We start from the raw sequence: 18,524 nt of genomic DNA, 5'->3' as shown, positions 1-18,524 counted from the left end.
GACTTGGTGCCCCCCGATCCTCAGGCCCGGTTCGGCCGGGACGGCGTGCTGCCGGACCGCGCCGAGCGGGAACTGGCTGTGTTGCTGGCCGCCGCGGAACCCACCGCTCCGCGCCCGCGAACGGGTCCGTCCCGCCGACGGGTCCTGCTCGCAGGCGGGGTGGTGGCAACGGGCACCGCCGTGGCCGCGTCGGGTGAACTGGGCCGACTGACGGGTGCGGAGGGGCCGTCGGCGCGAGCGATGACGACACCGCCGGTTCTCGTCCTGCGCAGGATTGCCGGAAGGTCGCCGCGCGACGTGCTGAGCCGACTGGCCCGGAAGGTCGGCGGGCTCGCGCCGGACACGGTGCACGGCCCGTATCTGTACATCAAGAGCTGGGGCTGGGTGCTGAACTCGGCCGGCGACGTCCCGGGCGGCGTCGCCAACGCAGCGGTCCCGACGGTCACGGAGCAATGGATCAACACCTCCGACGGGGCGGGCCGCGAACGCCGTGAGTACGGCAAGCCGTACTTCCCCAACCCGGACCAGGAACGGGATGCCAGGGAGGCGGGGCTGATCGAGGGGAAGGGCCTCAAGGACACGACGTATCGCCCGGGTCACTTCGCGCAGGACTCCGCGTGGGCGAAGCTCCTGCCCTTCTCGACCGACCCGGATCGGCTGTTCGCGCAGATGAAGGAGGTCAACTGGGAAGGCGGGCGGTTGATCTGGGGCGTCTCCGCCATGCTCGACGCTGCACAACGAGCCTCGGGCGGCACCGTCGAACCGCTGCTGCGCGCGGCCGCGCTGCGCGTCCTCGCGAACCGGTCCGACGTGACGGTCGCGACGACAACCACCTGGCACGGTCGGGAGGTTCTCGCCGTCACGCAGGAAGGCAGGTACAAGGCAGCGACATTCCGGGACTCCCTGCTCCTCGACCCGGCGACGGGCTATCCGCTGGGCGGCGAGGAAGCAATGCTCGGAGATCCACTGAAACTCGATATCGCGGTCCCGGGCACCCTGTCGGTGCAGGAGATCCTTTCGCGTGGCACGGTGAGGGACAGCAGACGCGGGGGGTGACGTGTGCTGTCAGCTGAAGACGTCCAGGAGGTCCGGCCAGGAGCCTGAGTCGTCGGCTGGGCGGGGCCGTACTGGGACCGGATCCGGGTACGTCTCCGTCGCGGCCCTCGCGCGGACGATGTCGGGCCCGCCGCACGCCTCGACCGCGAAGGCGCCGAACACCTTGGCGAAGGCGGCGGCGTCGCGGAACTCCACGCCGAACGCTCGACCGTCCCGCAGCGGCACCCACACCACCCGGTCGAACCGTGGCCATTCCAGCACCGGTTGGTCGTCCGCGGTCGACCGCCCCTCCAGCCACAGGCGCGCCACGTGCAGCAGGTTCACGTTCTCCAACGGCAGCCGCTTGCGCCGTACCCGCAGTTCACGGGTCGTCAGCGCGACGCGTTGGTCCTTCCTCGGGTACCAGACGAGGCCGATCCCGAACGGCACCCACAGCAGGATCCCGATCACCGGCCAGACCAGAGCATCGCCCCACGACCGGAACAGCCCTCCGTCCAGCAGACACAGGGCCCCGAAGACCAGAACCCACTTCGACGTCATCCGCCAGAATCCGCTGCCCTGCCGGTACAGGACCCGCCGCTTCCCCGTCGTCACCATGCCCGTACGCTATCCGCCGCCCGGCGGCGCACGGAAACGCCCGATTGACGCCGCGCTGTCGTTCGTGAACCATTCCGGCCCGTGACGACGAACACCGATCATGACCAGTCCGCACACGGCGCAGGGGCAGCGGCCTATCGACCCCTGGCCCTGATCACCGGGGTGGGGCGCACCGTCGGCATCGGCGCGGGCATCGCGCGCCGGCTGGCCACGTCGGGGTGGGACATCGCCTTCACCTACTGGACCGCCTACGACGACCGTATGAGCTGGGGCAGCGAGCCCGACGCGAGCGAAGTGATCAGCCGGACCCTCGCCGAACACGGCGCGTCGACCACGGCGATCGAGGCGGATCTCGCGGACCCGGACACCCCGGCACGCGTCTTCGACAGCGTCGAACAGCAGAGGGGCAAGGTAACCGCGCTGATCATGAGTCACTGCGAGTCTGTCGACTCGGGTCTGCTGGACACCACGGTCGAGAGTTTCGACCGGCACTTCGCCGTCAACGCACGTGCCACCTGGCTGCTCATACGCGAGTTCGGACGCCGCTTCGCCGCGGAGCGGGGGACCGGCCGGATCGTCGGCCTCACCAGTGACCACACCGTCGGCAACCTGCCCTACGGCGCCAGCAAGGGAGCCATGGACCGCATCACCCTGGCCGCCGCCCACGAACTCGCCCACCTCGGTGTCACCGCCAACGTGATCAATCCGGGCCCGGTGGACACCGGCTGGATGAGCGAGGAGGTCCGGGAACACTGCCGCCGCAGCACCCCACTCGGCCGGCTGGGCACTCCACAGGACACCGCGCACCTCGTGGACTTCCTGTGCTCCCGGGAGGGCGGATGGATCAACGGTCAGCTGCTCATGAGCAACGGTGGCCTCGCGTAGGCGGAGATGAGGAACGACCTGGACAACGCCATCAGCGTCGCCCACCTCATCCCCGTCGGCGGTGAGGACATCGACCACGTCCAGGGCGGCATGCGCCTGGTCCGTGCCACCGGCGACGAGGACTTCCTGACCGTCGCCGGCGTCGAGGCGGCCGCGACCGAACTCGCCCAGCTGCTCGCCGAGTTCAGCCCCGGTGCCCATATCACCGTGCACCCGCCCCGCCCCGAACGATGACCTAGCGGCCCAGGACCTCGCCGTACTTGACGGCCCCGTTGGGCAGCGCGAAACCGAACGGGGTCAGTGACTTGCCCTGCGGATACGTCTCCTCGGTGCTGGTCGGCACGAACCAGACGCCGCCCGACCGGGGCTCACCCGCGTTCTCCCCGGGCGCGCTCACGGCCGTGTCCCGCAGGCCGTCGCGGTTGTAGTCGCCGACGGCCACCTGGGCGCCGAAGCGGTCGCCCGCCTCGGCCGCGCCGGGCATGTTCGGGGTGCTCTGGCTGCGGGCCAGCCCTCCGCGGAGGCCCTGGTCCGTGCCGTTCAGGACGACGTATCCGCCCGCGTCCGCGACCGTGCCCACGTCCTCCCCGGGCACGCCGACCACCAGTTCCGGACGGCCGTCGCCGTTCAGATCGCCGGCGGCCAGCGCCGCGCCGAAGCCGTCGCCGTCCTCCGCCGTACCGCCGACCTCCGGGCTCGACTGGGTGACGCACTCGCTCTCGGAGCCGAACTGCGCGGTCTTGGAACCCTTGAGCAGCAGCACCGCACCGCCGAGCCGCTCCTGGCAATGCGTCGTCTCCAACTCGGGATTGGGCTGTACGAGGCCGACCGCGAGGTCGTCGGTGCCGTCCCGGTCGACGTCGGCGGCGGCGAGCGCGCTGCCGTAGTCGGCGTCGAACCACCACTGGACGGGCTTGTCCTGGTCGTCCCAGCGCGTGATGAAGGTGCCGGAGTCCTCCAGGCCCCTCCAGGTGGTGGCGAGGTCGTCCCGGCCGTCGCCGTCGAAGTCGCCGGTGGCCAGGTCGCGGGTGCTGCCGCCCATGCTGTACCTGCTCACCCGCGTGGTCGTCACCGGGTCGGCGGTGAGCGGGCCCGGGCGGAACCGGACCGAGCCGTGCTCCTCGCCGTTCTCGCCGTACACGAGGTCGATGTCGCCGTCGCCGTCGTAGTCACCGGTGGTGACGGTGCGACCGATGCTGCTGTACTCGGACGTGCCCCTGGCCACGGTGGTGCCCTTGATGTTCCACGCCGAGCCGTCGAGGACGGTGATGGTGCCCTCGTCCTTGAACTGGTCGGAGGTGAGCGACTCGCCGCTCGCGCCGACGAGCAGCTCGAAGACGCCGTCGCCGTTCACGTCGACGGGGGACACGGAGGAACCGAAGCGGTCGCCCGCCTCGGGTGTGCCGGGTATGCCGGCCTCCGCCTGGCTGATGACGCCGCTGGACTGGTACGGGCTCTCCGAACCGCCGTAGATCACGCTGACGTAGCCGGCCTTCGCCTTGCCGTTGACCGTGGCGTCGGGCATGCCGACCGCGATGTCCGTGTATCCGTCGCCGTTGAAGTCGAAGCGTGCGGTCGACGCGGCCGCGGCGTTTCCGGCGAGCGGCAGGGTCAGGCCGGCTGCGGTGAGTGCCGCAACGACGGCGGTGGCGGCCAGGGTGCGTGCGCGCACGGTGAACTCCCTTAGTCGAAGGAGGAAATGAGGGCCAAGGCGTACGGGGGTGTGACTGATGAGGTGGACGAAGGGTTGCGTGACGGTGGCCGCCCGGTCGACACGGCCTTTCGCGCCTGCTTCGGCGCCTTCGAGCGGCAATCTCGGAAATGACTGATTCCGCCACCTCTGCCCGCACGGCCGAAGGGTTCAGCCGACCGCCGCTCCGGCGGCAGCCGTCGAGCCGCCGCCGACCGAATCCCCCTGGTGAGTCGCTGCTCGAAGCGATCCGGGGGTGCCACATCGTCTCGCGTCGTAGCCCGCCCCGGCGCGTACACGAGGGACCCCGAACGGGTGGGGGAGGGCCGCGAGCATGTCCTGAACTAGCCCTGAAAAATGGGGTGTTGGGCCGTCCCGAGGAATCGGCTGTCAGTGCTGGGCGCCAACATGACGGCGACAGGGAAATTCCCGGATGAGTTGGAGGACCACATGCCCTTTGTCCGCCCGTACGTGCGCTCCGACGGAACGCCGGTTCGCGGACACTCCCGATGGGCGCCGGGCGCGCGCCGGGAGGTGACCCTCTTCGCCGCCTTCGGCCTTGCTGTCCTCGTCATCGGAAACGCCTCCACGGCAACCGAATCGGACGGCAAGTCGCCCGATTCGTCGGTGACTTATCCGATCCGCTTCGAGCACTCCACCAGCAGCGCCCCGAGGACGGCAGCGCCGCGCCCGACGGTGTCGTACCCGGTCAAGTTGGACATCCCCGCGCTGCGGCGGTCGGCTCCGACGCCGAGCGTGTCGTACCCGATCGACCTCGCCGCCCTGGCCGGTGAGCGGTGACCCGGCGCCCGTCGGCCCGGCGTCCCTCGACCCGGCGCCGGCCCGTTCGGCGGCGTGCGCGGCGGACCAGCCGTCGGCGTGGGCAGGAGCAGGAGGCGCGGTTCGTCGTGCTGTGCGTGGCCGTGGCGGCGGCGGTCGGGCTGGTGGTGACGGTGGTCAACTGGCTGCTCGCGCACTGGTGGGTGCTGCTGGTCGTGGCCGTCGTCGCTGCCCTGGGCGGCTTCGCCCGGTGGCAGCAGCGGGCGCAGCGTGAGCAGTGGCGGCAGGCTCAGGCGCGCGCTCTGCGTTACGGGCCGGCCCAGCTGGACGGCCTGTCCCCCCGGCAGTTCGAGTTCGCCGTCCGGGACCTGATGCGCCGGGACGGCTGCGCCGACGCCGTTCAGGTCGGCGGTCAGGGCGATCTGGGGGCGGACGTGAAGGCGACCGACCCCTCGGGGCGGCGTTGGGTGATCCAGTGCAAGCACCGCCGTCATGGAGAGCGGGGCGCCGCCGTGGGTACCCCGGAACTACAGACTCTCAACGGAACGGGGCGCCCGGTCCACAAGGCGGACGTCGTGGTGATGGTGACCAACGGCAGGATCACCCAGCCCGGCCGTACGTTCGCTCGTCAGCAACGGCTCCACCTCGTCGACCGCCAGTTGCTCAGTTCCTGGGCTGCGGGTTCGCGGCCCCTGTGGGACCTGCTGTCCGCGCTCCCTCCGCCCCGGCGGCCGTCCGCCTCGTACGGGGAACTCCCTGGCCGATAGGGGTGGTGTCGGTGTCCTGCCGGGCTCAGCCGACGAGGTCGGCGACGGCCTTGGGGGAGGGGCCGTACCGGTTGGCCGCGGGGTCGCTGTCCACGGCCATGGTCGCCAGGTAGATGACCGGGCCGGCCACGGGGATGAGGGCGACGAGCATCCTCCAGCCCGGCTTCCCTGTGTCGTGCAACCGGCGGACGGAGACACTCAGCATGGGCACCATGAAGGGCAGGAGAAGGACACCCAGGAGCGGGGTCTCGGTCCCGAAGGCGGCTCCGGCGACCGCGCCGGTGGCGATCACATAGAGCAGTGAGAACCACCAGTACTCCGCGCGCCGGGCGCGACCGGAGAACGTGGCGTACTTGGTGGTCAGACAGACGCGGGCCGCGTCGGTGAACGACATGCTGGTCATGGCGACTCTTTTCGCAGAGGCATCGTGCGGAAACTGGTCAGCCGGTCGGGCCTCAGAGGTCGGAGGCCGGTCTCGCCTGAGAGATCGCGCCGCCGCGGTGGCTGGCCACGGCGGCGCGAACCGGCTTCGACGAGGCGGGCGGGGGTGACGCGGGGGAGGGTGGGCGCTCAGCGGCTGAAGACGAGTTCGGCCTGGTCGCGCCTGGTGGTGTGCAGGTCCCAGTAGACGGGAGCGATCTCCTCGGGCTGGGCCGTCGGGAATCCGGGGACGGCCGGGGTGCCGATCGAGACGTCGATGCCGACGTGGGCGGCCTGGACGCCGGTGCCGTCGAGTTCCTTGTGCAGGTTCATGACCCAGTTGCGCAGCGCCGCGGCGGCGGCGTTGACGTTGCCGACCTGCGGGACGGGGGTCGATGGAGCCGGCGCCGGTGGTGTAGAGCAGGGTGCCGCGGCCGGCCTCGCGCATCGCCGGCAGCACCGCCTTGGTGGCGGCGATCGCCCCGTAGAGCTGGAACTCGATCTCGTGCTGCACGTGGGCCGGTTCGGCCTCGGTGGGGGTGACCAGCGTCGTGGTCAGGGCCGCGACCGGGGAGTACTCCAGGACGTCGATGCCACCGAACCGCGTGACGGCGTCGTCGAGGGCCCGGGTGAGGGCGTCGCGGTCCAGTACGTCCGCGGGGAACGCGGCGGCGGTGACGCCCTCCGCGGTGAGCTTGCCCACGAGAGTGTCGAGGTTCTCGCGGCTGCGGGAGATCAGGGCGACATCGAAGCCCTGAGCGCCGAAGACGCGGGCTACGGCCAGGCCGAGCTGAGGGCCGGCCCCGACGATGGCGATGCTGGTCATGGGGATCCTTTCGGGAGGGTGAACGAAGAGCACGGGGGAAGATATCGCTATCCGGGAAGCCCTATCCGTTTCGCCGGAGCGAGACCGGATAGGGCTTTCCGGTTAGTCGGGCCACCGTACCACCGAAAGTGGATAGGGCAATCCGGTTGCTAGACTTCCGTGTATGACCCCTGGTGACCAGCACTCCGGCACTCCTGCCGGGCACTCCCTGCGCAGTGACGCCGAGCGCAACAGGGAGCGGATCATCGCCGCCGCGCGCACGGTCTTCGCGCGGGACGGCCTGAACGCGTCCATGGCGTCGGTGGCGCGCGAGGCGGGGGTGGGGATCGCCACCATGTTCCGGCGCTTCCCGACGAAGGCGGAACTGGTCGATGAGGTCTTCATCGACCGCATGGGCGCCTACGCCGACGCGGTCACCACCGCCCTGGCGGACCCCGACCCCTGGCACGGCTTCGTCGGCTACATCGAGAGCGTCTGCGCGATGCAGGCCGCCGACTACGGCTTCGCCGACGTGCTGACCACGACGTTTCCTTCCGCCAAGGCCCTGGAACGCCGCCGGAACGAGGCGTACGAGGGCATGGTCGAGCTCATCGGCCGCGCCAAGGCCACCGGCCGCCTCCGTGACGACTTCGACCCCTCGGACCTGGTGCTGCTCCACATGGCAAACGCCGGCGTCGTCAACGCCACCGGCGACGCCGCCCCCGACGCCTGGCGGCGCGTCGTGGCCCTGCTGATCCAGTCCTTCGAGGCCCCCGCCCGCGGCACGCTGCCCCCCTCGCCCGACCACGAGGCCCTCTACCGGGCCATGCTGCGTCCCGCTTCCACGGGTGCGACCGCGCCCGCGTCAGGTACGTCGCCCGCCCCCCGGCGGACCGACACGGACGCTCCGGGTGGCCCCGCACCCGAGTGACGCGGACGTCGCCGCCCTGCGCCCCCATCGATAGGCCCGGCCTATACGGGGCATCGATTTTTGGTCGTGGACCCCCTGCCCGGCCGCCCGGTTCACTGTGGCGCAAGCTGGCGCGCGCCGATCGGGCTCGGTGTCGCGCGATCAGGGAGGCTGCAATGACGCATACCCCGGGCAACGGACGAGCCGAACAGGCCGTACGTATCGCGGCGAAGCCGTGGTACCGGCAGTTGTACGTACAGGTGCTGGTGGCGATCGTGATCGGCATCGTGCTGGGCTGGCGGTGGCCGGATCTGGCCACCGACATGGAGCCCATCGGCACCACGTTCATCACCGCGATGAAAATGCTCATCGGACCGATCGTCTTCCTGACGATCATCGGCGGCATCGCCGGCGTCGCGGACCTGAAGAAGGTCGGACGCACAGGCATCAAGGCGCTGACGTACTTCCAGGTCGGCACCATCGTCGCCCTGCTCACCGGTCTCGTGGCGATCAACCTCTTCCGGCTCGGCGACGGCGTGCACGCCGACCCGTCGACGCTCCAGACCTCGGGCGACGCGAGCCAGTACGTCGAGCAGGGTGAACACCAGCACTGGTGGGAGTTCCTCACCAACATCGTGCCGGACAGCTTCTTCGGCCCGTTCGTCGAGGGGAAGATCCTCCAGGTCATCTTCCTGGCCGTCGTCTTCGGCATCGCCATCAAACTCGTCGGGAGGACGGGCGAACCGATCATCGCGGCCGTGGGGCGACTGACCGAGGTCGTCTTCAAGGTCCTGTCCTTCGTCATGAAGGCGGCGCCGCTGGGTGCCTTCGGCGCGATGTCGTACGCCATCGGGAAGTTCGGCCTGTCCACGCTGACCAGCCTCGGCTCGCTGATCCTCCTCTTCTACGTCACCTCGGCGCTGTTCGTCGTGGTGGTGCTCGGCGGTGTGCTCGCCCTGTACGTGCGGCTGAACATCTTCCAGCTCTTCCGCTACTTCAAGGAGGAGTTCTGGCTGATCCTCGGCACCTCGACCGCCGAGCCCGCGCTGCCCGGGCTGATGCGCAAGATGCAGTTCATGGGGGCGGAGCGGTCGACGGTCGGACTGGTGGTGCCGACCGGCTACAGCTTCAACCTCGACGGCGCGGCGATCTACCTGTCGCTGGCCACCCTCTACATCGCCCAGGCCACCGACACCTCCCTGTCCATCGGCCAGCAACTCGGGCTCCTGGCCGTCATGTTGCTGACCTCCAAGGGTGCGGCAGGCGTCGCGGGCGGTGGTTTCATCGCGCTCACCGCGACGTTGTCCACGGTCGGCACCGTCCCCGCCGCGGGCATCATGCTCATCTTCGGCATCGACAAGTTCATGTCGGAGTGCCGGGCGCTGGTGAACTTCTTCGGCAATGCCGTGGCCACCCTGTTCATCGCCAGATGGGAGAACGGCCTGGACCTGGAGCGAGCCCGGCTGGTCCTCGCCGGCAAGGCGGGCGAGCCGCCCCTGACCACCGAGGCCGAAGACGCCGACAGCAAGACCGAAGACGCCGGCAGCAAGGCCGAAGACGTCGGCACCGGAGCCGGAGCCGAGGCTCAGGGCGAGGACGTACGACCGGTCGCCGCGTCCTCTGCTTCCAAGACCGCCCAGGTGACGCCCTGATGGTGTCCGTGCTGGTCGCCCCGGACAAGTTCAAGGGCTCCCTCAGCGCAGACGAGGTGGCCCGCGCCCTGGAGCGCGGGCTGCTGGAAGGCGCCCCCCGGGCCCGGGTCACCCGCCTCCCGCTGGCGGACGGCGGGGAGGGAAGCGTGGCCGCCGCCTGCGCGGGCCGGTTCAGCCCGGAGAAGGTCACGGTGACCGGGCCGACCGGCCGACCCGTCACGGCCGAACTCGCCGTGCACGGCCGTACCGTCCTCATCGAGGCGGCGGCCGTCTGCGGACTCGGCGTGCTGCCGGACGGCCACAAGGCGCCGCTCACGGCGACCAGTTGGGGCGTCGGCCAGGCCGTCCAGCACGCACTGGCCGGCGGCGCGGACACGATCGTCCTCGCGCTCGGCGGGGTCGCCACCACCGACGGCGGCGCGGGCCTCCTGCAATCCCTCGGCGCGAGACTGGCACGGGAGGACGGCACGCCGATCGGTCCGGGCGGCGCTGGACTCGCCGACCTCCGCACGGCCGACATCACCGAGGCCCGCGCGGCCCTGGCGGGAGCCGACCTCGTCCTCGCCACCGATGTGGACAATCCGCTGCTCGGGACGACGGGCACGGCCGCCGTGTACGGCCCTCAGAAAGGGGCGACCGCCGCCCAGGTGCGGGAACTGGACGACGCGCTCACCGGCTTCGTACGGCGACTGGAAGCGGGCGGAGTCGCGGACGCGGCACGACACGCCGATGCCCCGGGAGCCGGCGCGGCCGGCGGACTGGGGTACGCCGGGATGCTGCTCGGAGGGCGGACGTGCTCGGGCGCCGACTACTTCCTCACCCTTCTCGGCGCCGACGACCTGCTGGCCGCGAGCGACTTCGTCGTGACCGGCGAGGGCAGCCTCGACGAGCAGTCCCTGTCGGGCAAACTGCCGGTCGCGCTCGCCCGGCGGGCCCGTCGGCTCGGGGTCGCGGTGCACGCGGTGGCCGGCCGCTGCACCCTGCCCGAGGACCGGACCGCCGCCCACTTCCGTTCCGTGCAGGCCCTGACGGACCTGACCGATCAGGACTGCGCGCGGGACAGCGAACTGTCCGCGCGTCTGCTCGCCCGATGCGGGCGCGGCCTCGCCGACCGCTGGATCGGACGCGGAGAGACGGAAGCCGACGGGTAGGCTCGCTCCGCCTTTCGTACCAGCACAGAGCGGAGAGGTGCCGTGGACGCCCGGCAACTGGAGTACTTCCTGGCCATCGTCGAGCACGGCGGCTTCAGCAAGGCCGCCGCCGCCCTCCATGTCGCCCAGCCGTCGCTGTCCCAGGCGATGGCGAACCTGGAGGCCGATCTCGGGGTCGCCCTCTTCCACCGGGTCGGCCGGGGCGTCGTCCTGAGCGAGGCAGGCCGGGAACTGCTGGAGCCGAGCCGGCGCGTGCTGCGCGACCTGGCCGCCGTACGCGACACCGCCACCGCACTCGCCGGTCTGCACGGCGGCACGGTCGAAGTCGCCACCATGCCCTCGCCCGGCATCGAACCGCTCACCACGCTCATCCACCGCTTCGCCGACCTGCACCCGGCGGTGACCGTGAGCACGCACGCCGCCTTCACCCCCGACGAGGTGGTCGCGCTGGTCCGCGGCGGCGCCTGCGAGCTGGGGCTGCTCGGCAGCGCGACCCCGGTGCACCCGACCGGCCTGGACGTGCTGCACGTCGAGGACCAGCCGTTCGTGGTCGTCGCCGCGCCCGGCGGGGTGATCGAGGACGACGTCACCCTTCGTCCCCAGGACCTGGCCGGACAGAAACTCATCGCCTCGCGCACCGGCAGCCTGATGCGCCACATCGTCGACGACATCACCGCGGGCGGCACCGGCACGGAGATCGTGACGGTCGTCGACCACCGCACATCGATCCTGCCGCTGGTCCTGACCGGCGTCGGGATCGCGGTGCTTCCGTCGTCCTGGACCCGGCTGGCCCGCCGCTGCGGCGCGGTGGTGGCACCTCTGGCGCCGACCGCCCACCTCCATGTGGCCATGGTCAGCCTGCCGGCGCACCTCACACCGGCCGCGCGGGCGTTCCTCGCCCTCACCAGGTCGTTGGCCGTCCGGCGCACCCCCGCGGCCTGACGCGGAACCGATCGGCTCCGCCTATACGTGCCATCGAAAGCAGGTCTTGGACGCACCACCGTGCCGCTGTGTTGACTCGAGACAGACCGCACGACAGCGAGCCGGAGGCACCCATGACAGCCGCACCCCGCACGTTCCGCATCGCCGCCATCCCCGCCGACGGAGTGGGCAAGGAAGTCGTCGCCGCCGGGCGGGCCGTCCTCGACGCGCTGGCCGACAGCTCCCGGACCTCGGCCGCCCCCTTCGCCTTCGTCTGGGAGGAGTTCCCCTGGGGCTGCGAGTTCTACGAGCGCACCGGCAAGATGATCGACGACGACGGTCTGGAGCGGCTGAAGGACTTCGACGCCATCTACTTCGGCGCCGTCGGCTGGCCCACCGTCCCCGACCACATCAGCCTGTGGGGCCTGCGCCTGAAGATCTGCCAGAACTTCGACCAGTGGGCCAACGTCCGCCCCGTGCACTTCCTGCCGGGAGTGCAGAGCCCGCTGCGCAAGGCCGACGACACGGACCTCGACTGGGTCGTCGTCCGCGAGAACAGCGAGGGCGAGTACGCGGGCCTCGGCGGGCGCAACCTGGGCGGACGCGGGCCCGGGGGCGAAGTGGCCGTCCAGTCCGCCCTGTTCACCGAGGTGGGCTGTGAGCGCATCATGCGCTTCGCCTTCGACCTGGCCCGTACGCGCAGCCGCCGCAAGGTCTCCTCGGTGACCAAGAGCAACGCCCAGCAGTACGGCATGGTCCTCTGGGACGACGTCTTCAAGCGGGTCTCGCTCGACTACCCGGACGTGGAGACGGAGAGCGTCCTGGTGGACGCGATGTCGGCGAAGTTCGTCCTGCGGCCCGAGGACCTGTCGGTCGTCGTCGCCTCCAACCTGAACGCGGACATCCTCTCCGACCTCGGCAGCGCGCTGGCGGGCAGCCTCGGTCTGGCGGCGAGCGCCAACCTCAACCCCGAGCGCCGTTTCCCCAGCATGTTCGAGCCGGTCCACGGCTCCGCCCCGGACATCGCGGGGCAGGGTCTGGCCAATCCCATCGGCGCGGTCGGCAGCGCCGCGCTGATGCTGGAGCACTTCGGCCTGCCGGAGCAGGCGGCCCGTCTTCAGAAGGCGATCGAGACGACGACCGCTGCGGGCGTCCTCACCCGCGACGTCGGCGGCACGGCCACGACGGAGGACGTCACCAAGGCCCTGATCGACGCCCTCGACGTCTGACGGCCCTCGACCGCGACCGGGCGGTCGGCCCCCCCGGTCGCGCGCCCTGGCGGGAGCCGCACCGCGATGCGTGGTGCCGGGGCCGGCCTGCCTACTCCACTCGCCTACTCCCGGGCTTGCGGCGACGCGCTCGTCGTGGCCGCCTCGGCGCGGGAGAGGGCGACGTCGAGGACGACCAGGAGCGCGTCGCGGACCGAGCCCGTGCGGCGCGCGTCGAAGACGACGAGCGGGACGTGTCCGGCGATGTCCAGGGCCCACCGCACCTCGTCCAGGTCGTGTTCGACCGCCCCGTCGAAGGCGTTGACGGCGACGGCGAAGGGGATGTGCTTGTGCTCGAAGTAGTCGACGGCGGCGTAGCAGTCGTCCAGGCGGCGGGTGTCCACGATGACCAGGGCCCCGAGGGCCCCTTCGACCACGTCGTCCCACATGAAGCCGAACCGGTCCTGGCCCGGTGTCCCGAACAGGTACAGCTTCAGCGTCGGGTCGAGCGTGATGCAGCCGAAGTCCATGGCGACGGTGGTGGTCGTCTTGTCGGGGGTGTGGGTGAGGTCGTCGACGCCCGCCGCGACCTCGGTGATGGCGGCCTCCGTGGTCAGGGGCCGTATCTCGGAGATGGAGCCCACGGTGGTGGTCTTGCCGACCCCGAAGCCGCCGGCGATGACCAGCTTGACCGGCAGCGGCGGCCGCTCAGCCGCTGTCACGGAGCGTGTCCCGTGAGTCGGGGACGGCACGGAGACCATGGATGACCCTTCGCAGTACGGTGATGTCCTGTGCGGTCCGGGTGTCCGGCACGTGGACGGCCAGGTGCCCGGCGGTACACAGGTCCTCGGTGAGCACCCGGACGACGTTGAGGTGCAGTCGCAGACGGGCGGCCAGTTCCGCCACGGACTGCGGCTGCCGGCAGGCGGCCACGATGTCGTGGTGTTCGAAGGCGAGCGTGCCGAGGGCGGCGAGCCCGGCGGCGGTCGCCACGATCTGCGTCTCGATCGGGATCGGTGCCGCCCTGCCCGCCCCCGACACCCGTCCGGCGGTCAGCAGGAACGGGCGGACGGCGGGGGCGCGTCCGACCGGGTCCGGTGAGCCGCCGCCGCTGTCTCGTGGTGTTTCCAGTGGTTCTCGTCCGGCGTCGGCCATGACGCCCTCCTGCCTCGCGGGGGACGGGTCAGCCGGCCGGTGTGGAGCCGACGCTGTTCTTGAGTTCGATCACCAGTTGGGGGGTGAGCGCGGCCCCGGCGCGGTTGGCGAAGAGGGTCATCTCGTAGGCGATGTTGCCCAGCTTCGCCTCCTTGGAGGCGACCACGCCGAGGACGGCGCCGTTGCCGATGGCCGAGACCAGTACATGGCCTCCCTCCAGGTCGATGATGACCTTGTTGAGGCCGCCCAGACCGTAGTTGCCGGAGACGCCCGCGGCGAGGCTGGTGACGCCGGACACGATCGCGGCGAGCCGCTCGGAGTCGGCCCTGTCGCGGAGTTGGGAGACGGCGATCAGCAGTCCGTCGGACGACACCGCGATGGCGTCCACGACACCGGCGGTGTCGGTGGCGAACCGGTCGAGCAGCCAGGTGAAGTCGGCCGCCGCGGTTCGCAGATCGGCGGGGTTCGCCTGTTCGGAGGTGCTGTCACCTGTCGACGTCGTCACTGCCCGTCTCCTTCTGGCCTTCTGGGGTTTCCGGTCCTGCGGTGGTGCCGGTCTCGTCGGCGGTCGTGGTCGTGGTCGTGGTCTCGGTCTCAGTCGCGGCCGCGTCCTGTTCCGCCCTGCGGACTGCGGCCTCGAACTCGTCGAGTTCCGAACGCACGGCGTCGGCGTCCAGCGGCTGTCGCGGCGCCGAGCCGTTGCGGTCGGCCGCCGGGGTGGTCACGGTGAGCGTCGCGCCGCGGACCCGTCGCCGCAGGGGGCGGGTGGCCGCGGGCGCGGTGCCCTCGGAGGTGGCGGCGTCGCCGGGGCCGGGGCGGGACGGGACGCGCCGGGGCAGGTCGCTGTGGGGTGACACGATCGTCGGCCGTCGTTCGGGAAGGGTCGCGGTGGCGGCGGGTACCGGTGCGGCGGCCGTCCTCTCCGGCCTCGGCGTGGGTGCCGCCGTGGTCCCGGCAGGTGTGTCGTCCACCGGACTCATCGTCAGCAGGAGCGACGCGGGGATCCATACGGTGCCCGTGACACCACCGCCCGGTGTACGGCTCAGGGCCACGCGCAGTCCGAGGTGGCGGGCGAGGCTGCCGACGACGAAGAGGCCGAGCACCTTGGTCGGCACCAGGTCGAGCCGTTCCCGGCGGACGAGCCGCACGTTCTCCTCGGCGAGGCGTTCCGCGCTCATCCCGAGGCCGTGGTCGATCACCTCGATCAGGGCGCCGCCGTCCTTGGTGACATCGGTGCCGGGCCGCACGACCACTTCGACCGGGGTGTGGGAAGGCGAGAAGGAGACGGCGTTCTCCAGCAGTTCGGCGAGCAGCAGGGTCAGGTCGCCGATGATGTCGGGGCCGACGGTGATGTCCGTCTCGGAGCGCAGGGACACCCGCTGGTACCCCTCGATGCGGCCGAGGCCGGAGCGTATGACGTCGGCCAGCGTGGTGGGCCGGGCCTCGACGTCCGTCTCCCGGATTCCGGCGAGCAGCATCAGGCTGTCGGCGTTGCGCTGGAGCCGTACGGCGATGTGGTCGATGCGGTAGAGCTGGTCGAGCAGGTCGGGGTCGGTCTCCTCGCGTTCCACCGCGTCGATCAGCGACAGCTGACGTGTAGTCAGATTGCTGACCCTGCGGCCCACGTTGCCGAACATCTCGGCGACGTTGCGTCGGCTCAGCATCTGCCGCTCCAGCAGCGCGGCGGCGGTGACCTGCACATGGTTGAACGCCTCGGCCAGCTCGCCGATGTCGTCGCGGACCGGGACCGGGATGGCCTGGGGCCGGAACGGGGCGGTGTCGGTGGACTCGTCGTCGGCGACACGGGCGAGTTCCTCGCCCGCGGCCGCGACCACCCGCTGGGCGGAGCGGGTCAGTGCGGTCAGGGGGCGGACGACCGAGCGGCGGACCAGCACGCAGAACGCCAGCCAGGCGGCGAAGCCGAGCAGCGCCAGACCGAGCATCAGCCATGCCTTGTAGAGGGCGTTCGCGGACAGGGCGTCGGCCTGGGCGGCGGTCTGCCGGATGAGGGTCCTGGTGATGCCGAGGCGGGTGTCGGCCTGCCGCTCTCCGGCGGCGATCCTCTCGCGCAGTTCGCGTGGGGTCTGCGACTGCAGGGACCCCGGATCGACCTGCAGCTCCGCGAACTGCGAGGTGATGGCGTTCTGTTCGGCCGCGCGCTCGATCCCGCCCATGCGCAGTACCTGGTCCGGTCTGGCGATACGGCCGAAGCGCTCGGACTGGTGGGTGAAGAGTTCGTGGGCACCGACCGCGCGGGTGTACTCGGTGAGCGCGTTCGCGTCCCGGGTCTGGGCGGAGAACACGGCGCTCTCGAAGGCGGCGTGGGCCGCGTCCGCCCGCAGTACGGCGTCCAGCAGGTTGGTGACCGAGGACTGCGAGGTCGCGGCGAAGCGGTCGAGACCGATGCCGTCGATGAGATAGCCGACGGCGGCGGCGTAGGCGGGGTCGATGTTGGCGGCCGGCACGTAGTCCCGGCCGAGCTTGTCGCGCAGGGAGTCGAGGCCGGCGATGTACTCGAGGGCCTGCTTCTCCTCGGCCGGCAGACTCGACCCGAACGCGGACCGCACGGCCGCCACGCGTTCGTCGGTGGCCCGCTGCGCCTCGCGGTACGCCGTCGTCGACGGCTGGGCGGCCCCCGGCCGGGCCGCGTCGTACTGCACGGACAGCAGGAGTGCCAGCCGGTGTTCGGCCTGGATGTCGTTGGCGAGCGCCGCGACCTGCTCACTGTCACGGACCAGTTCGGCGACCCGGTCGGCGTCGCGGACCTGCTCGATCTGGCCGGTGACGCCGACGCCGAGGAGCGCGCCGACGACCGCCACGGGCGCGACGACGAGGACGTTGAGTTTGCGCCGGAACGGCCACCGGGCGAGAACGGAGACCGCCCTGCGGCGGAACACAGGAGTCCGGTCCGTGCGGCCGGGCGGCGGCTCCACTGTGTGCGTGGGCACGCTGACCTCCTTGGCTGTTCGGGTGGGTGGTGACCGCGGTGTCGTCGCGGCGGGACCGTCGACGACCTGGTGGCCGGGATGGGCCGGACGCTCGTACGGGTTCGGCGGGTTCGCCGGGTTCGAGCGATCGGACACGTCGTTCGAACGACGGGATCACGTCATGTGTCCGGATCGGGTCGGTCGGAGACTATCGTCTGTGTGATCGTTGTGAGCCTGTGCGTAATCAAGAATTGATTACGAATTGTTCACGCGCGCCTACTGAGCGGTAGCGCCTCCCGTGGAGGGACCGGTCGGGGCCCTGCTACATTCCCACCGCGACAACCCGCCGGGCAGCGGCCCGAGGTGCTGCCGCCGTTGCGATTCCGGCTGTCTGCCGGCCTGTTCTCTCCTCCCCCCACGCAATCCGTACCCCCTCGTGCCCAGTTGAGGAGACCCCGTGCACTCCACCCGCAGAGCGACCGCGGCAGCCGTCGCGTTCCTGGTCGCGGCCACCACCGTGGCCGGCTGTGACAGCGGTTCGACCGCCGACGCGTCCACCGTCGGTGCACGGAAGCCGGGTTGTCCCGCCGTCCTCGCCGAGGCGAAACAGGCGGTCAAGGAGGCCGAGGACGTCAACGCCCCCTGGGGCGGCCCCACCACCGGACCGAAGGCCGTCCCTGGCAGGACCATCGCCTACATCGCCCAGACCATGACCAACCCGGGTGTCTCCGGGGTCGCCCGGGGTGTCCAGGAAGCGGCCAAGGTCATCGGCTGGGACGTCCGCACCATCGACGGACAGGGCACTCCCGCCGGAATCCGGGAGGCCTTCGCCGAAGCCCTCGCCCTCAAGCCCTCCGGCATCGTCATCGGCGGCTTCGACCCCAAGTCCGTGACCAAGCAGGTCGAACAGGCCGACGCCGCCGGCATACCGCTGATCGGCTGGCACGCCACGGCCACCCCGGGACCCAGCGCGCGTCCGAAGCTCTTCAGCAACGTCACCACCAGGGTCGAGGACGTCGCGAGGATCAGCGCCGACTGGATCATCGCCCGTTCGGGCGGCCGCGCCGGAGTGGTGCTCTTCACCGACGCCTCCATCCCCTTCGCCGCACGGAAGTCCGACCTGATCAGGAAACACCTCGCCACCTGCCCCGATGTCGACCTGCTCAGCTATGAGGACATCCCCATCCCGGAGGCCGGCAGCAGAACCCTCGACAAGGTCGCCTCCCTCCAGTCCCGGTTCGGCGACAGATGGACCTACTCCGCCGCCATCAACGACCTCTACTTCGACCACGCGGCACCCGCGCTGCGCGCAGCCGGACACCAGGGCGACGGCGCCCCGTACAACATCGGCGCCGGCGACGGAGATCCGTCGGCCTTCGAGCGCATCAACGGCAAGCGGTACCAGTCCGCCACGGTGCCCGAGCCCCTGTCCGAACAGGGATGGCAGATCATCGACGAGTTCAACCGCGCCTTCACGGGCGAGCCCGCCAGCGACTACGTCGCCCCCGTCCACATCACCACCGCCGACAACAGCGGCGGCGCGCTCTCCTGGGACTCGGAGGGCTACCGACAGGCGTACCGCAAGATCTGGGGCAAGTAG

18 protein-coding genes and 2 pseudogenes are annotated in these 18,524 nt (G+C 71.0%); 11 read left to right on the top strand and 9 right to left on the bottom strand.

Going from position 1 to position 18,524, the window contains the following annotated elements; genetic code table 11:
• Positions 1–6: 6 nt before the first annotated feature.
• On the top strand, positions 7–1,056 hold the full coding sequence (locus HW837_RS12595) for a hypothetical protein (protein ID WP_193379740.1): 1,050 nt from the start codon (positions 7–9) through the stop codon (positions 1,054–1,056).
• Between the two features lie 9 nt (positions 1,057–1,065).
• Here HW837_RS12595 and HW837_RS12590 read toward each other — a convergent pair whose 3' ends face one another.
• On the bottom strand, positions 1,066–1,653 hold the full coding sequence (locus HW837_RS12590; protein WP_193379741.1) for a hypothetical protein: 588 nt from the start codon (positions 1,651–1,653) through the stop codon (positions 1,066–1,068).
• An 81-nt stretch (positions 1,654–1,734) separates the two neighbouring features.
• Here HW837_RS12590 and HW837_RS12585 point away from each other — a divergent pair, with 81 nt between their 5' ends.
• Positions 1,735–2,538, top strand: a complete 804-nt coding sequence (locus HW837_RS12585) for an SDR family oxidoreductase (RefSeq protein WP_193379742.1) — start codon at positions 1,735–1,737, stop codon at positions 2,536–2,538.
• Positions 2,539–2,553: 15 nt separating this feature from the next.
• Positions 2,554–2,772, top strand: a pseudogene (locus HW837_RS12580) (hypothetical protein); the annotation flags it as partial.
• A gap of 1 nt (position 2,773) precedes the next feature.
• On the opposite strand, the gene HW837_RS12575 reads toward HW837_RS12580, so the two are convergent.
• Positions 2,774–4,210 (bottom strand): FG-GAP repeat protein, encoded by a 1,437-nt coding sequence (locus HW837_RS12575; protein WP_045561902.1) that lies wholly within the window; start codon positions 4,208–4,210, stop codon positions 2,774–2,776.
• 411 nt (positions 4,211–4,621) lie between these two features.
• On the opposite strand from HW837_RS12575, the gene HW837_RS12570 reads away from it, so the two are divergent.
• Positions 4,622–5,029 carry a hypothetical protein gene (locus HW837_RS12570; protein WP_052683101.1) on the top strand — a complete coding sequence of 136 codons (408 nt, stop codon included), beginning with the start codon at positions 4,622–4,624 and terminating at the stop codon, positions 5,027–5,029.
• 107 nt (positions 5,030–5,136) lie between these two features.
• Positions 5,137–5,775: a restriction endonuclease gene (locus HW837_RS12565; RefSeq protein ID WP_408994735.1), complete on the top strand. Its 639-nt coding sequence runs from the start codon at positions 5,137–5,139 to the stop codon at positions 5,773–5,775.
• Positions 5,776–5,800: 25 nt separating this feature from the next.
• On the opposite strand, the gene HW837_RS12560 is transcribed toward HW837_RS12565, so the two are convergent.
• The 3 genes and pseudogenes from HW837_RS12560 to HW837_RS50010 all read right to left on the bottom strand — a co-directional run.
• Positions 5,801–6,178: a DUF805 domain-containing protein gene (locus tag HW837_RS12560; protein WP_052683102.1), complete on the bottom strand. Its 378-nt coding sequence runs from the start codon at positions 6,176–6,178 to the stop codon at positions 5,801–5,803.
• A 167-nt stretch (positions 6,179–6,345) separates the two neighbouring features.
• A complete protein-coding gene (locus HW837_RS50015; RefSeq protein ID WP_313895495.1) occupies positions 6,346–6,528 on the bottom strand; it encodes a Rossmann-fold NAD(P)-binding domain-containing protein in 183 nt (60 codons plus the stop codon).
• 133 nt (positions 6,529–6,661) lie between these two features.
• A pseudogene (locus HW837_RS50010) lies at positions 6,662–7,021 on the bottom strand (SDR family NAD(P)-dependent oxidoreductase); the annotation flags it as partial.
• Positions 7,022–7,184: 163 nt separating this feature from the next.
• Between HW837_RS50010 and HW837_RS12550 the strand changes: the two are divergent.
• From HW837_RS12550 to HW837_RS12530, 5 genes are all read left to right on the top strand, one after another.
• Positions 7,185–7,931: a TetR/AcrR family transcriptional regulator gene (locus tag HW837_RS12550; RefSeq protein WP_045561905.1), complete on the top strand. Its 747-nt coding sequence runs from the start codon at positions 7,185–7,187 to the stop codon at positions 7,929–7,931.
• A gap of 155 nt (positions 7,932–8,086) precedes the next feature.
• The gene (gene dctA / locus HW837_RS12545) at positions 8,087–9,562 is read left to right on the top strand and encodes a C4-dicarboxylate transporter DctA (RefSeq protein WP_045561906.1); all 1,476 of its coding nucleotides are present in this window, start codon (positions 8,087–8,089) and stop codon (positions 9,560–9,562) included.
• The gene (locus HW837_RS12540) at positions 9,562–10,713 is read left to right on the top strand and encodes a glycerate kinase (RefSeq protein WP_052683103.1); all 1,152 of its coding nucleotides are present in this window, start codon (positions 9,562–9,564) and stop codon (positions 10,711–10,713) included. The genes dctA and HW837_RS12540 overlap by 1 nt, the downstream gene beginning before the upstream one ends.
• Positions 10,714–10,755: 42 nt before the next feature.
• Positions 10,756–11,655 carry a LysR family transcriptional regulator gene (locus tag HW837_RS12535; protein WP_193379743.1) on the top strand — a complete coding sequence of 300 codons (900 nt, stop codon included), beginning with the start codon at positions 10,756–10,758 and terminating at the stop codon, positions 11,653–11,655.
• A gap of 113 nt (positions 11,656–11,768) precedes the next feature.
• Positions 11,769–12,863: a tartrate dehydrogenase gene (locus tag HW837_RS12530; protein WP_193379744.1), complete on the top strand. Its 1,095-nt coding sequence runs from the start codon at positions 11,769–11,771 to the stop codon at positions 12,861–12,863.
• Positions 12,864–12,967: 104 nt separating this feature from the next.
• On the opposite strand, the gene HW837_RS12525 is transcribed toward HW837_RS12530, so the two are convergent.
• Genes HW837_RS12525 through HW837_RS12510 form a run of 4 tightly spaced genes read right to left on the bottom strand, consistent with a single transcriptional unit; the run spans position 12,968 to position 16,945 of the window.
• Positions 12,968–13,603, bottom strand: coding sequence for a GTP-binding protein (locus HW837_RS12525; RefSeq protein WP_045561909.1), 636 nt, complete (start codon positions 13,601–13,603; stop codon positions 12,968–12,970).
• A complete protein-coding gene (locus HW837_RS12520) occupies positions 13,551–13,997 on the bottom strand; it encodes a DUF742 domain-containing protein (protein ID WP_045561910.1) in 447 nt (148 codons plus the stop codon). Before HW837_RS12520 ends, HW837_RS12525 begins: the two co-directional genes overlap by 53 nt.
• A gap of 28 nt (positions 13,998–14,025) precedes the next feature.
• A complete protein-coding gene (locus HW837_RS12515) occupies positions 14,026–14,502 on the bottom strand; it encodes a roadblock/LC7 domain-containing protein (protein WP_045561911.1) in 477 nt (158 codons plus the stop codon).
• The gene (locus tag HW837_RS12510) at positions 14,483–16,945 is read right to left on the bottom strand and encodes a sensor histidine kinase (protein WP_193379745.1); all 2,463 of its coding nucleotides are present in this window, start codon (positions 16,943–16,945) and stop codon (positions 14,483–14,485) included. Before HW837_RS12510 ends, HW837_RS12515 begins: the two co-directional genes overlap by 20 nt.
• Positions 16,946–17,381: 436 nt before the next feature.
• On the opposite strand from HW837_RS12510, the gene HW837_RS12505 reads away from it, so the two are divergent.
• Positions 17,382–18,524 (top strand): substrate-binding domain-containing protein, encoded by a 1,143-nt coding sequence (locus HW837_RS12505; RefSeq protein ID WP_193379746.1) that lies wholly within the window; start codon positions 17,382–17,384, stop codon positions 18,522–18,524.

This window comes from Streptomyces caniscabiei, assembly GCF_014930365.1.
Classification (GTDB): Bacteria; Actinomycetota; Actinomycetes; order Streptomycetales; family Streptomycetaceae; genus Streptomyces; species Streptomyces caniscabiei.
This window is presented reverse-complemented; position numbering and strand designations above follow the sequence as displayed.